15 protein-coding genes are annotated in these 13,538 nt (G+C 65.3%); 9 read left to right on the top strand and 6 right to left on the bottom strand.

Annotated features, from left to right (window positions below):
* Positions 1 to 35: 35 nt before the first annotated feature.
* Positions 36 to 590, top strand: a complete 555-nt coding sequence (locus NUH86_RS00480) for an opacity protein (protein ID WP_267250759.1) — start codon at positions 36 to 38, stop codon at positions 588 to 590.
* Positions 591 to 715: 125 nt separating this feature from the next.
* Positions 716 to 2,086: an amidohydrolase gene (locus NUH86_RS00475; RefSeq protein ID WP_267250758.1), complete on the top strand. Its 1,371-nt coding sequence runs from the start codon at positions 716 to 718 to the stop codon at positions 2,084 to 2,086.
* A gap of 138 nt (positions 2,087 to 2,224) precedes the next feature.
* Here NUH86_RS00475 and NUH86_RS00470 read toward each other — a convergent pair whose 3' ends face one another.
* From NUH86_RS00470 to NUH86_RS00455, 4 genes are read right to left on the bottom strand one after another with little or no spacing between them, the layout of a single operon-like run.
* The gene (locus NUH86_RS00470; protein WP_267250757.1) at positions 2,225 to 3,214 is read right to left on the bottom strand and encodes a nucleotidyltransferase family protein; all 990 of its coding nucleotides are present in this window, start codon (positions 3,212 to 3,214) and stop codon (positions 2,225 to 2,227) included.
* Positions 3,211 to 4,074, bottom strand: coding sequence for an HprK-related kinase A (locus tag NUH86_RS00465; RefSeq protein ID WP_267250756.1), 864 nt, complete (start codon positions 4,072 to 4,074; stop codon positions 3,211 to 3,213). The genes NUH86_RS00470 and NUH86_RS00465 overlap by 4 nt, the downstream gene beginning before the upstream one ends.
* Positions 4,071 to 4,391: an HPr-rel-A system PqqD family peptide chaperone gene (locus NUH86_RS00460; RefSeq protein WP_267250755.1), complete on the bottom strand. Its 321-nt coding sequence runs from the start codon at positions 4,389 to 4,391 to the stop codon at positions 4,071 to 4,073. The genes NUH86_RS00465 and NUH86_RS00460 overlap by 4 nt, the downstream gene beginning before the upstream one ends.
* 27 nt (positions 4,392 to 4,418) lie before the next feature.
* Entirely contained in the window at positions 4,419 to 4,844 is a 426-nt protein-coding gene (locus NUH86_RS00455; RefSeq protein ID WP_267250754.1) for a hypothetical protein, read from the bottom strand.
* Between the two features lie 99 nt (positions 4,845 to 4,943).
* Between NUH86_RS00455 and NUH86_RS00450 the strand changes: the two genes are divergently transcribed.
* From NUH86_RS00450 to phoB, 7 genes are all read left to right on the top strand, one after another.
* Positions 4,944 to 6,200 (top strand): ATP-binding protein, encoded by a 1,257-nt coding sequence (locus NUH86_RS00450; RefSeq protein WP_267252186.1) that lies wholly within the window; start codon positions 4,944 to 4,946, stop codon positions 6,198 to 6,200.
* 153 nt (positions 6,201 to 6,353) lie between these two features.
* A complete protein-coding gene (locus NUH86_RS00445; protein ID WP_267250753.1) occupies positions 6,354 to 7,409 on the top strand; it encodes a substrate-binding domain-containing protein in 1,056 nt (351 codons plus the stop codon).
* A gap of 10 nt (positions 7,410 to 7,419) precedes the next feature.
* Complete coding sequence (pstC, locus tag NUH86_RS00440; RefSeq protein ID WP_267250752.1) at positions 7,420 to 8,814, top strand: phosphate ABC transporter permease subunit PstC; 1,395 nt, start codon at positions 7,420 to 7,422, stop codon at positions 8,812 to 8,814.
* The gene (pstA, locus tag NUH86_RS00435; RefSeq protein ID WP_267250751.1) at positions 8,811 to 10,055 is read left to right on the top strand and encodes a phosphate ABC transporter permease PstA; all 1,245 of its coding nucleotides are present in this window, start codon (positions 8,811 to 8,813) and stop codon (positions 10,053 to 10,055) included. The genes pstC and pstA overlap by 4 nt, the downstream gene beginning before the upstream one ends.
* A 5-nt stretch (positions 10,056 to 10,060) precedes the next feature.
* Positions 10,061 to 10,861 carry a phosphate ABC transporter ATP-binding protein PstB gene (pstB, locus tag NUH86_RS00430; RefSeq protein ID WP_416365334.1) on the top strand — a complete coding sequence of 267 codons (801 nt, stop codon included), beginning with the start codon at positions 10,061 to 10,063 and terminating at the stop codon, positions 10,859 to 10,861.
* 17 nt (positions 10,862 to 10,878) lie between these two features.
* Positions 10,879 to 11,574, top strand: coding sequence for a phosphate signaling complex protein PhoU (gene phoU, locus NUH86_RS00425; RefSeq protein WP_267250750.1), 696 nt, complete (start codon positions 10,879 to 10,881; stop codon positions 11,572 to 11,574).
* Positions 11,575 to 11,576: 2 nt separating this feature from the next.
* Positions 11,577 to 12,278 carry a phosphate regulon transcriptional regulator PhoB gene (gene phoB / locus NUH86_RS00420; protein ID WP_267250749.1) on the top strand — a complete coding sequence of 234 codons (702 nt, stop codon included), beginning with the start codon at positions 11,577 to 11,579 and terminating at the stop codon, positions 12,276 to 12,278.
* A 104-nt stretch (positions 12,279 to 12,382) separates the two neighbouring features.
* Here phoB and rpsI read toward each other — a convergent pair whose 3' ends face one another.
* Both rpsI and rplM read right to left on the bottom strand, forming a co-directional pair.
* Positions 12,383 to 12,922 carry a 30S ribosomal protein S9 gene (rpsI, locus tag NUH86_RS00415; protein ID WP_267250748.1) on the bottom strand — a complete coding sequence of 180 codons (540 nt, stop codon included), beginning with the start codon at positions 12,920 to 12,922 and terminating at the stop codon, positions 12,383 to 12,385.
* Positions 12,922 to 13,401: a 50S ribosomal protein L13 gene (rplM, locus tag NUH86_RS00410; RefSeq protein WP_267250747.1), complete on the bottom strand. Its 480-nt coding sequence runs from the start codon at positions 13,399 to 13,401 to the stop codon at positions 12,922 to 12,924. Before rplM ends, rpsI begins: the two co-directional genes overlap by 1 nt.
* Positions 13,402 to 13,538: the final 137 nt, after the last annotated feature.

The raw sequence follows: 13,538 nt of genomic DNA, 5'->3' as shown, positions 1-13,538 counted from the left end.
CAAGCCAATAGGCAAAACTGGAAAGGGACTCCCTCATGAAGAAATATCTTTTCGCGGCCGCACTTGTTGCGGCCCTGCCTTCCGTCGCATCGGCGCAGGACGATACGGCGCCTGACGGCACCAAAGCGTTCGGGGTCGAACCTTATGTCGGCATTCTGGGCGGCTATCATACGTTCGACCGCGGCACCGAATTCGGCAGCGTGCCCGGCGAAACCATCATGAACGGCGCCATCATCAGCGGCGTCGCGGGTGTCAACGTGCCGCTCGGCCCTGTCTTCGTCGGTGTCGAGGGCAACGCGACCAAGGGCTTTAGCGACATCGACTGGGAATATGGCGTCAAGGGCCGCTTCGGCGCGCGTGCCGGGGAAAGCGGCATGCTCTTCGCCTCCGCCGGTTATCAGTGGGTCAACGGCAAGGGCGCCTGGCCCGACCGCAAGGACTGGATGTACGGCCTGGGCGTCGAGGTAGGCCCGAAGGACATCGGCCTGGGCGGCATCACCGGCAATAGCGGCATCCGCCTGCGCTTCCAGACCGAAACCTATGATTTCGACAGCTTCCGGCCGACGGCTGGCGTGATCTTCCACTTCTGATCCCCACCCATGGCATCGGCAGGGCGCCCGTCAGCGATGGCGGGCGCTTTGCTTTTCCCCAAAGCCTCTTAAAAGTGGGGAGAAATCCGCCTATGATCCCTGCTTCCATCAGGGAGATCCATCGAATGCGTCATGCGTTGACGGCCATCATGGCTGCCGCCAGCCTTACGTCCATCGCCGATGCGCAGACCAATCATGCGCAGACCGATGCGGCAACGCCCGTCGCCGCCGCCCCGCCGGCCAACGTCATCGCGACGACCATCGCCAATGACATGGAGGGGTTGATGGCGCTCTACCGCGACCTGCATGCCAATCCCGAACTGTCGGAGCAGGAAAGCTCCACCGCCGCGAAACTCGCCCGCCGCCTGAAAGCCATGAAGTTCGACGTCACTGAGAAGGTCGGCGGCACAGGGGTCGTCGCGGTGTTGAAGAACGGGTCCGGCCCGGTGCTGCTGATCCGCGCCGACATGGACGGCCTGCCCGTCACAGAACAGACCGGACTGGAATTCGCCTCCAGGGTCAGGGCGAAGACCCCCGACGGCGCCGAGACCGGCGTCATGCACGCCTGCGGCCATGACACCCATATGACCGCCTTCATCGAAACGGCGCGGCTGCTTTCGTCGATGAAGGACAGATGGAAGGGCACGCTGGTCATGATCCTGCAGCCCGCCGAGGAAGTGGGGCGCGGCGCGCGGCTGATGCTGGAGGACGGGCTTTATACCCGCTTCCCGCGCCCGACCCACGCCATCGCTTTCCACGACGCGGCCAATCTGGAGGCGGGGAAGATCGGCTATACGCCCGGCTTCGCGCTCGCCAATGTGGACAGCGTCGACCTGCTGGTGCGGGGCACGGGCGGCCATGGCGCCTATCCGCAGACGACCCGCGACCCGATCGTGCTGGGGGCGCGGATCGTGACGGCGCTGCAGACGCTGGTCAGCCGGGAACAGGATCCGTTCGATCCCGCCGTGGTGACGGTGGGCAGCTTCATGGGCGGGACCAAGCATAATGTGATCCCCGACGATGCGAAGCTGCTGCTGACCGTGCGCAGCTATTCGGACGAAACGCGGGAAAGGCTGATCCGGGGCATAGAGCGCATCGCCAGGGGCGAAGCCATGGCCGCCGGGATTGCCGAAGACAGAATGCCGGTGGTTTCGGTGAAGGACGAATTCACGCCCTCCACCTACAATCCGCCCGCCTTCGCCAACCGGATGGCGGATGTGCTGAAGGCGCATTTCCCCGTCGGCACGGTCGGCGAAACCAAGCCATCCATGGCGGGCGAGGATTTTGGCCGCTATTATCGGGCGGACAAGAATATCGAGAGCTTCATCTTCTGGGTGGGCGGCGTGCCTGCGGAGCAGATGGCGAAGGCGGCGAAGGGCGAGATCAGCCTGCCGTCGCTGCATAGTCCCTTTTGGGCGCCTGAGGCCGACAAGGTCATCGCCACGGCGAGCGAAGCCATGACGGTGCTGGCGATGAACATATTGAAGCGGGATTGAGGGGAGGCAGGGATTCGGAACGGGGGAAAGGGGTGGAAGGCGGACGTTCAATTTCCGTTCGCCCTTCGACTTCGCTCAGGGCGAACGGAAATCTAACGTCAGCAACTGGCCAATAACCGACACGGCGATCCGAACCGATCAAGCGGGCCGGTGCCCCTTGCGCCATTTGGCGAACAAATGCCGCGCCAGCATGGCGGGCGGCATTCGCAGCCAGTGCGAGCGTAGGTAAAAGGCGAAGCGGAGCAGCTTGCGCCGTTCCCTGCCCCATCCGTCCCGCGCCAGCAGCCGGGCGGCGACGACCCGGTCCCATGCCGTCAAGCGCGCACCCGCGCCGTAAAGCGCCGCCGCCAGCCGCCTTGCCTGCCGCACATGGGGACCAAGGCCATGCCGCGCAGCCCGATCATCCAGCGCGGCGGCATCCACCCCGTCGAGCAGGCAATATATGTCCCACAGATTGCGCAGCCCGCCCGCCAGGTCGCCGTCCGCCAGCAAATGCGCCGCCGCATGACAAATTCTGTCCTCCGGGGAGAGCATATATAACTCATTGGTGATGGGAACCGCGTCCGCGATCATCGCCGCCGCGTCGGGCCTCTGCCGCGCCGTCAGGGGCAGGACGGTATGATGCACGTCGATCATCCGGTCCCGCCCGGCATGGATCATCGGCGGCAGTTCATGCATCCATTGCCGGTAATAGGCATCGTCATAGGGGTCTTCCTTCACCCACTCCCAACCTGCGCGAAGCAGGGCATGTTCGACCTGCTCCATCGCCTCGCGGGGCACCAATATGTCGAGATCCCCGATGAAGCGCCCCTGCCCGGCCCGCAATCCCGCCGCCGCATAGGCCGTGCCCTTGAGCAATATGACCGGCACAGCCAGGCCCGCCAGCGCTTCGGCGGCGCGATCCGCTTCCCACAGCGCCTGCCGCGCTTCCCGTTCCGCGTCCAGCCGCGCATCGTTCAGGATCGGGCGCACCGCGCGGGGCATTGGCCTTTCCCTGATCCGCAGGGCGAGCGTGCCGATCAACCGCTCCGCCCGCGCCATGGCGATCAGGCTGTTCCAGCCGCGCTTGTCCAGCGCCGCCACGCTATAAGGATCGCGAAGGGCCTGCACGAGCAGCCGGGCGTTCATGCCAGTTCCTTCCATAACCGCTCGACCAGGGCGATGGCTGCGTCCCCCGATGGGAAATCGATGGCCCGCGCCGGTATATTCCGGACGAAGCGGGTCAGGGCGGCAAAGCCCGGTTCCCCCAGGGCGACATAGTTGGTCGACGCCTGGGTCAGCCGCATGAAGACCTCTCCCTGCCCCACGGGCCGGACATCCGCCTCATGGCCAAAACGCGGGAATAGCAGCAGCGCGGGCATGGCCCCCTCCCCCATGCGCCCGATCGCGTCGCCGTTCGGAACGAGGTGGCGGATGTCCCCCTTGGCCGTCCCGGCGAGCAGCGGTCCCATGCGCGACGGCGGCGCCTCCGCCGCCAGCACGTCGATGGCGCCATTCTTCAGCGAAACCAGGCGCGGAAAGGGGAAGACCGCACCCGTCTCCAGGTCCAGCAGCGCGAATTCGTCGCCCATCAGCCGCCATCCCCGCTCACCCAGTTGCGCGGCCAGGGTCGACTTGCCGGAACCGGACTCGCCCGTCATCACCAGCGCCCGCCCGTCCTTCTCCACGCTGGAGGCATGCAGCAGCAGATGCCGACGCCAGCCGAGCGCCATTTGCAGGTTCATGCCCATTTCCGCCGCCAGCAGGCCGTGGGAGAGGCTCATCGGCGCGGCGTCGGCCAGCCCATGGTCGCCTGTGATGAAGATGGAGGGGCGCAGCCAGCGCCGCAAAAGCCCCGCCGGCTCCAGCCGCACGGTGAAATCCGCAACCTCGCCCGAAGGCCTGGGATAATCGGCATAAAGCACGTTCAGCGCCTCGACCGGCCGGCGCCAGGCCGATCCGATGCGGAAGGTCGCCGGACCGATCTTCAAGGACAGGACATGGTTCACGTCAGGCGGACCAGTCCCAAAGCCGTCAACTCGGCAAGATGCGCCTCGACCAGCGGCACCGCATCCTCTGCCGCGCCCAGATCGTAGAGCCGGGCCAGTTCGCCATGAACCTCCTCCGCCGTCAGCGCCGCGCCGTCGTCCAGCGCCGCCAATATCTCCGGCACCGGGCTGATCACCATATGGGTCTGCCCCGAAGGACGGTGATAGAGCAGCACCATATCGTCCAACTCGCAGGATGCGACGGCGTCCGGGCTGTCCTGGCAATAGCGGCGTGGCATGATCGCGAAACGGGCCTTCGGATGGGAATGTCGCACCATCCTTAGGGCCAAGGAGTAGCCAAGTGCCTAACGCGGCATTTGCAGCGATGCGTAGCAGGTGAAGCCGCTGGTGCCCGACTGGAGGCGGCGGATATAGTTCAGATAGGCCTGATTCTGTTCATAACCGGTGCCCGGCAACCGGCCGCCGCGCATGGCCTGGCGCACCTGATCGCCGGTAAAGCCTTGACCCGCGCCGGGAAAGGCGCCCTTCGTGCCCGCCTGCACCACCTGGCCGTTCGCGGCGATATAATTGCCCGAACGGCCCTGATCGGGAACCGGGATCGTGCAGTTGAGGACCGAAGCCGCCGTGTTCGCCAGCGCCGGGCGAATCGAAACGATGGCCGATGCCGCCATCGCCCCGCCCATCAGCAACTGACGGCGCGAGGGCACGGCAAGGTCCGGGCCATCGTCCCGCGACTCGGCGCTGTTCCCAGGGGGCAGTGGCTCGCTCATGTCATCCTGATCCGCTATCGCGCTTGCCAAATTGTAAAAATTGCAGGCTATTGCGACGGTCCTTGCCGCAAAATGCATCAAATTTCCAGCATGGTAACCATGAATCGCCTGACCGCTTCCCAGATCACCGCCTCCCTCGCCGTCCTGCTGCTGGCCGCCGGGGGTGCGCTGATGATCGGTGCGGAGCCGATCGCCATCATCCTGCCGGTACTGGCGGGTCTGGCGGTGCTGGTGATCGCGGCGGGAGGCGGCCAGGAACGGGCGGACGAATCGCCCGCGGCGCCCACGGAAATCGCCGACATCATGGCCCATCCCGGCGCCCGCAACCTGCTGGAGGGCATTTCCGATCCGCTGATGCTGATCGAGCGGGGCCGGATCATCTCCGCCAACCGGGCCGCGCAGCGCCTGCTGGGCGCGCATATAGAGGGGGAGGACGCCCGCATCGCCATCCGCCATCCCGCCGCGGCCGAGCGGCTCGCCAGCCTGGCGCCGATGGCCGAACCGATGATGATCGAACTGGTGGGCCTGGGCACCCGCGACCAGCGCTGGCAGATGCGGATCGCGCCGGTGGGTGAGGATGGCCAGGTGCGGCGGCTGGTCCATCTGGCCGACCATAGCGGCGCCCATGCGGCGGAAAAGATGCGGGTCGATTTCGTCGCCAACGCCAGCCATGAGCTGCGCACGCCGCTGGCCGGGATATTGGGCTTCATCGAGACGTTGGCCGATCCCGATCTGGGCAAGGACGACGAAACGCGGCAGCGCTTCCTGAAGATCATGGATGGCGAGGCGCGGCGGATGCAGCGGCTGATCGACGATCTCATCTCCCTTTCCCGCATAGAGGCGGAGAAATATCGCGCGCCCGACAGCGCGGTCGACCTGTCGGGGCTGGTGGCCGAGGTGGTCGGCGTGTTCCGTACCAGCCATGGCGAGCGGGGCCGGGATGTGGAGATGGACATCGCGCCGGACCTGCCCGATGTGCAGGGCGACCGGGCGCAATTGTCGCAGTTGCTGCACAATCTGATCGGCAATTCGATCAAATATGGCCGGGCGGGCACGCCGATCCGCGTGATCTTGAACGAGGGGCCGAGCGGCATGACGCGGCTCAGCGTCGCGGATGAAGGGGAAGGCATCGGCCCCGACCATCTGCCGCGCCTGACGGAGCGCTTCTACCGCGTCGATTCGGGGCGCAGCCGCGCCGTGGGCGGCACGGGACTGGGCCTGGCCATCGTCAAGCATATCGTCGAACGGCATCGCGGCCGGCTGGACATCGCCAGCGTGCCGGGCAAGGGCACCACAATCTCCATCCTGCTGCCCCGCGTCGCCGGCGAGGAAAAAGCGGCGATGACAAGCGCTTGAACAAAAAAAGACGGCGACAGGCCGGGGTTCCGGCGGCACTGTCATAAAAGTGCAATCAGACTGTCACAAAGGCGCGATGTAGCGAGGTTACGGCGCAGACCCAGAGGGGGACAGCGACGGCGAATCGCGGCCCTTTGTCCAAGGAGATTTCCCGTGAAGCATATCGCCCTGTTTGCCGCGACCGCCGCGGCCGCACTTTCTCTCGCTGGCTGCGGCCAGCAGTCCGGCGGCGCGGCCGGCGGCACCCGCGATCAGATACGCGCGGTCGGCTCCTCGACCGTCTATCCCTTCGCCACGGCGATTGCCGAGATGTTCATTCAGGGCAATCCCGGCATGAAGTCCCCGATCGTCGAATCGACCGGCACCGGCGGCGGCATGAAATTGTTCTGCGCGGGCGTCGGCGCCCAGCATCCGGACATCGAAAACGCCTCCCGCCGGATGAAGAAGTCGGAATTTGAGGATTGCCAGAAGAATGGCGTCAAGGACATCATCGAAATCCAGATCGGCGTCGACGGCCTGGCCTTTGCCGAGGCGAAGAACGGCCCCGGCCTGAAGCTGACGCCGAAGATCGTCTATGAGGCGCTGGCCGCCAACCCCTATGGCAAGGGTCCGAACAAGGCGCAGACGTGGAAGGATGTCGACCCCAGCCTGCCCGCCACCGCCATCTCGGTCTTTGGCCCGCCGTCGACCAGCGGCACCCGCGATTCGCTGGCCGAACTGATCCTGACCAAGGGTTGCGAAACCGATCCGGCGATGAAGGCGCTGAAGGAAAAGGACGAAAAGGAATTCAAGACCACCTGCACCCGCATCCGCGAGGACGGCAAATATGTGGACTCCGGCGAAAACGACAATCTGATCGTCCAGAAGCTGGGCGCCAACCCCAATGCGCTCGGCGTGTTCGGCTACAGCTTCCTGGAGGAAAACAAGGATAGTCTGAAGGATGTCACGATCAACGGCGTCGAGGCGACCTATGAAACCGTGTCGACCGGCACCTATCCGGGCGCCCGCCCCCTCTATATCTACGTCAAGAAGGCGCATATGACCGCCATCCCCGGTCTTCAGGCCTATCTCAACAGCTTCGCCGCCAATTGGGATCCCAACGGCGCGCTGACCAAGCGGGGCATGGTCGCGGCGCCGGAAGATGTCCGCAAGGCGAATGCCGAAACGGTGAAATCGCTGGCGGTCCTCGACGGCTCCAAGCTGCAATAAGACGGGGCATATGACAGGTTTTGCAATCCTCCTGCTGCTGGCCGGCCTGGGCGCTATCGCCTGGGTCAGCGCCCGCGCCCGCGCGCTGCGCCTGCAAAGCGTGGCCCGGGCGTCGGGCCGCCGCGATGCCGTGCACAGCCTGCCGGGCTATCATGGCTGGTATGTCGCGCTCTGGACGCTGGTGCCCGCAGGCATCTTCCTGGCGGTCTGGGCGAATGTCGCGCCCGGCCTGATCACGGAATCGGTGCTGAGCAGCCCGGCGGCGCAAAGCCTGCCCGCCGACGATTTCTCCCGCTCCTCCATTCTGGGCGAGGCGCGGGCGATTGCCACGGGCGCGCAGGCAGGGGCGTTCAACCCGCTCTCGCAGAGCCTGGTCGAACCCTATAAGGACGCCATCGGCAAATATGGCATGGCTGGGGCGGCGCTCGCGATCGTGTTGGCCTTTGCCGGGGGGGCATACGCCTTCACCCGCGTACGCCCCGATTTCCGGGCGCGCACGCGGGTCGAGCGGCTTGTCATGGCGAGCTTGCTGATCGCATCGCTGCTGGCGATCGTCACGACGCTGGGCATCGTCGCATCGCTGCTGTGGGAAAGCTTCCGTTTCTTCTCCATGGTCAACCCCGTCGATTTCCTGTTCGGCGCCAAGTGGAGCCCGCAATCGGCGGCGCTGGGCTACGGCAATGACGATGCCTTTGGAGCCGTGCCGCTGTTCTGGGGCACGATCTTCATCGGCGCGATCATCGCCATGGCGGTGGCGATCCCGCTCGGCCTGATGAGCGCCATCTACCTCACCCAATATGCCAGCCTGACCGTCCGCAAATGGATGAAGCCGACGCTGGAGATGCTCGCGGGCGTTCCGACGGTGGTCTATGGCTATTTCGCGGCACTCACCATCGCCCCGGCGCTCCGCGATTTCGCGGTGATGATCGGCATTCACGGCGCCTCTTCGGAAAGCGCGCTGGCCGCAGGGCTGGTGATGGGCGTGATGATCATTCCCTTCGTCTCCTCCATGGCCGACGACAGCATCGCCGCCGTACCGCAGTCGATGCGCGACGGCAGCCTGGCCATGGGCGCCACCACCAGCGAGACGATCCGCCGCGTGCTGATCCCCGCCGCGCTGCCCGGCGTGGTCGGCGGCGTGCTGCTGGCCGTCAGCCGCGCCATCGGCGAGACGATGATCGTGGTGATGGCGGCGGGTCTGGCCGCCAACCTCACCCTGAACCCCTTTGCCAGCGTGACGACGGTGACGACGCAGATCGTCCAGTTGCTGACCGGCGACCAGGAATTCGACAGCGCCAAGACGCTGGCGGCCTTCGCTTTGGGCCTGGTGCTGTTCATCGTGACGCTGTTGCTCAACATCGTGGCCCTGCGGGTCGTGAAGAAATATCGCGAGGCTTACGAATGAGTGCCACTCGCAACCCCACCGACTGGAAGTCGGACGCGATGCGCAAGCGGATCGCCCGGCGCTATGCCGCCGAGCGCCGCTTCAAGGCCGCAGGGCTGTTCGCCGTGCTGCTGTCCGCCGCTTTCCTCGCCTTCCTGCTGTTCACCATGATGGGCAACGGCCTGCGCGGCTTCACCCGGACCGAAATCGCGGTGACGGTGGATTTTCCCGCCTCCCCGCTGCTGCTGGACCCCAATGCGATCACCGATCAGGCGCTCGCCAACGCCAACCTGCCGATGGTGACGGGCGAGGTCGTGAAGAAGGCGCTGGGCGCGGATGCGGAGGAATGGGTGTCGCCCACCGCCTGGGCCGCGCTGCGCGATGCGATCAAGGCCGACCCCAGGATCCTCTCGCAGACGGTGACGATCCAGCTACCGGCCGCGACCGCCGTCGACCTCGCCGCCAAGAGCGAGGGGTCGCCGGAAGCCGAAGCGGCGGTGGATCGGCTCAACAAGGCGAAGCTGCTGACGACCGGCATCAATTGGGCCTTTCTGAGCGCCAGCGACGGCACCGATCCGACGCAGGTCGGCATCTGGGGCGCGTTCAAGGGATCGCTGCTGACCATGCTGGTGACTCTGGCGCTGAGCTTTCCGGTGGGCGTGGCGACGGCGGTTTACCTGGAGGAATATGCGCGCAAGAACTGGATGACCGACATCATCGAAGTGTCGATCAACAATCTGGCCGCCGTTCCCTCCATCATCTTCGGCCTGCTGGGGCTGTCGATCTTCCTCAATTTCCTGGCGCTGCCGCGCTCGGCCGCTCTGGTCGGCGGCATGACGCTGGCGCTGATGACCATGCCGGTCATCGTCATCGCGGGGCGCAACGCCATCAAGTCGGTGCCGCCCAGCATCCGCGACGCCGCGCTGGGCATCGGGGCAAGCCCTGTGCAGGTGGTGTTCCACCATGTGCTGCCGCTCGCCCTGCCCGGCATATTGACCGGCACCATCATCGGCATGGCCCGCGCCCTGGGCGAGACCGCGCCGCTGCTGATGATCGGCATGCGCGCCTTCATCGCCACGCCGCCGGGCGGGGTCACCGATCCGGCGACCGTGCTGCCGGTGCAGATCTTCCTCTGGTCCGACGAAGTCTCCAAGGGCTTCGTCGAAAAGACCTCCGCCGCCATCATCGTGCTGCTGGTGTTCCTGCTCGCGATGAACGGCCTCGCCATCTACCTGCGCAACAAGTTCGAAAGGCGGTGGTGACCGCGATGACAGCCATGATCCATGAACAGCAAAGCATGACGCCCGCCGTCGAAACCAAGATGACGGCGCGTGACGTCAAGGTCTTCTACGGCGAGAAACAGGCGATCAAGGGCGTGTCGATCGATGTCGACATGGACAATGTCACCGCCTTCATCGGCCCGTCGGGCTGCGGCAAGTCGACCTTCCTGCGGACGCTGAACCGCATGAACGACACTGTCGCCAGCGCCCGCGTCGAAGGCACGATCACGCTGGACGGCGAGGATATCTACGCCGCCAGCATGGACGTGGTGCAACTGCGCGCCCGTGTCGGCATGGTGTTCCAGAAGCCCAATCCCTTCCCCAAGTCGATCTACGAGAATATCGCCTATGGCCCACGCATCCATGGCCTGGCCCATGCGAAGGCGGACCTGGACGTGATCGTCGAAAAATCGCTGCGCCGGGCGGGGCTGTGGGACGAGGTGAAGGACAGGCTGCACGACAGCGGCACCGCATTGTCGGGCGGTCAGCAGCAGCGCCTCTGCATCGGCCGCGCCATAGCGGTGGAACCGGAAGTGATCCTGATGGACGAGCCGTGCTCCGCGCTGGACCCCATCGCCACCGCCAAGATCGAGGAACTGATCCACGAACTGCGCGGCCGCTACGCCATCGTGATCGTGACGCACAACATGCAGCAGGCAGCCCGCGTGTCGCAGCGGACCGCCTTTTTCCATCTGGGCGAGCTGGTCGAATATGGCGTGACGTCGGACATCTTCACCAATCCGAAGCAGGAACGGACCAAGGATTACATCACCGGGCGCTACGGCTGATCGGGAGGAGAGAGCATATGGCAGAACATACGATCAAGGCCTTCGATCAGGAAATGGACAAGCTGCGCGGCCTGATCGCGGAAATGGGCGGTCGCGCGGAATCGGCCATCGAGAAGGCGATGCTGGCGCTGCAACGCCATGACGAGGTGATGGCAGCCGATGTCGTGGCCGAGGACAAGCGCATCGACGCGATCGAGGCGGAAGTCGAAAAGCTGGCGATCGAGATCATCGCCCTCCGCGCGCCCATGGCGAACGACCTGCGCGACGTGATCGCCGCGCTCAAGATCGTCGGCGTGGTCGAGCGCATCGGGGATTATGCGAAGAATATCGCCAAGCGCGTTCCCCTGATCGCCGCCAACCAGCGCACGCAGGAACCCATCGCGCTTCTTCCTTCCATGGGCCAGGTCGCCGCCGAGATGGTGCAGGACGCCCTCAACGCCTTTGCCGCGCGTGACGCGGACCTGGCCGTGGCGGTGGTCGAGCGCGATACGGTGGTGGACGATTTCTACAACAGCGTGTTCCGCACGCTCGTCACCTTCATGGTCGAAAATCCCAAGACGATCAGCGAATGCGCGCATCTGCTGTTCATCGCCAAGAATATCGAGCGGATCGGCGACCATGCCACCAATGTCGCGGAGATGGTCTATTACGCCGCGACCGGCCAGACCCTGCCCGACCGCGAACGCGGCGGCGCGCAAAGCCAGGAGGACTGAGCATGGCACGGGCCAAGATGCTGCTGGTGGAGGATGACGCGGCGCTGGCCGAATTGCTCATCTGGCACTTCAAGCGCGAGGATTTCGAGGTCGCGCACACCGTCGACGGCGAGGAAGCGCTGTTGCTGGCGCAGGAGAATGTGCCCGATATCGTGCTGCTCGACTGGATGGTCGAAAGCCTGTCGGGGATAGAGGTGTGCCGCCGCCTGCGGCGCATGAACGGCACGGCGAACGTGCCGATCATCATGCTGACGGCGCGGGGCGAGGAAGAAGACCGGGTGCGCGGGCTGGAGACGGGCGCGGACGATTATGTGACCAAGCCCTTCTCGCCCCGCGAACTGGTGGCGCGGGTCGGGGCGGTGCTGCGGCGGGTGCGTCCGGCGCTGGCCGGGGAAACGCTGACCTTCTCCGACGTGGAGATGGACACGGTGGGGCACAAGGTCCGCCGCGGCGGACAGGTGATCCCGCTGGGGCCGACCGAATTCCGCCTGCTCAAGCATTTCCTGGAGCATCCCGGCTGGGTCTTCTCCCGCGAGCGGCTGCTCGACAGCGTGTGGGGGCAGGACAGCGATATCGAACTGCGCACGGTGGACGTGCATATCCGCCGCCTGCGCAAGGCGATCAACGGGGATGGCCGCTATCACGACATCATCCGTACCGTGCGTTCGGCGGGCTATGCGCTGGATACGGACGGAGTGGCGTAGGGCGACGAATCTGGCAGGTCCGCTTCGGGCCGATACTGAACCGCTTGCACAAAAAAGGGCCGGAAAATCCGGCCCTTTTCCCCATTTCGTATCGGTCGAACCGATCAGCGCTTCGAGAACTGGAAGCTGCGGCGGGCCTTGGCCTTGCCGTACTTCTTACGCTCGACCGTACGGCTGTCGCGGGTCAGGAAGCCTTCGGCCTTGACCGCGCCGCGCAGCGCGGGTTCGTACTTCGACAGGGCCTGGGCGATGCCGTGCTTGACCGCGCCGGCCTGGCCCGACAGGCCGCCGCCCTTGACGGTGGCGATCACGTCATACTGGCCTTCGCGGTCAGTGACGCCGAAGGGCTGGTTGATCACCAGACGCAGGGTCGGGCGAGCGAAGTAGATTTCCTGATCGCGGCCGTTGACCGTGATCTTGCCGGTGCCGGGCTTCACCCAGACGCGGGCGACGGCGTCCTTGCGGCGGCCGGTCGCATAGGCGCGGCCGAGGCTGTCGATTTCCTGGGCGCGCAGCGGAGTCGAAGGCTGGACCGGAACGATCGGCGCGTCGGCGGCGACGGTTTCAGCGGCAGCGACGACCGGAGCCGGAGCGTTGGAGGTCAGCGAGGCGAGGTCGGACAGAGACTGGCGGTTATCGGTCATTATGCACCCACCTTGTTCTTGCGGTTGCGCGACGCGAAGTCGAGCACTTCGGGGTTCTGCGCTTCGTGGGGATGCTCGGCGCCACCGAAGATGCGCAGGTTGCGCATCTGCTGGCGGCCCAGCGGGCCACGGGGAATCATGCGTTCGACGGCCTTTTCCAGGACGCGCTCGGGGAAACGGCCTTCCAGTATCTTGGCGGGCGTGGTTTCCTTGATGCCGCCGGCATAGCCGGTGTGCTTGTAGTAGACCTTGTCGGTCAGCTTGCGGCCAGTGAACTTCACCTTGCCGGCGTTGATGATGATGACATTGTCACCGCAATCGACGTGGGGGGTGAAGCTGGTCTTGTGCTTGCCGCGAAGGATGTTCGCGACGGTCGAGGCGAGGCGGCCGACGACGAGGCCTTCCGCGTCGATCAGAATCCACTTCTTTTCGACCGTGGCCGGGGTTGCCGGCTTGGTGGTCTTCATCAGCGCCTTCATGGTGCCAATACTCCAAGAATGAAACAGTGAACTGAAAGCCGTTCTGGCATTCAGAGGATGCGCGCTAATGACGGGTGGGGAGCGCGAAGTCAAGAGATTCGGCGGCTTTGCTGACGGGTAAAATAATACCCGTCTCT

It is taken from the genome of Sphingobium sp. JS3065, from assembly GCF_026427355.1.
Lineage (GTDB): Bacteria > Pseudomonadota > Alphaproteobacteria > Sphingomonadales > Sphingomonadaceae > Sphingobium.
This window is presented reverse-complemented; position numbering and strand designations above follow the sequence as displayed.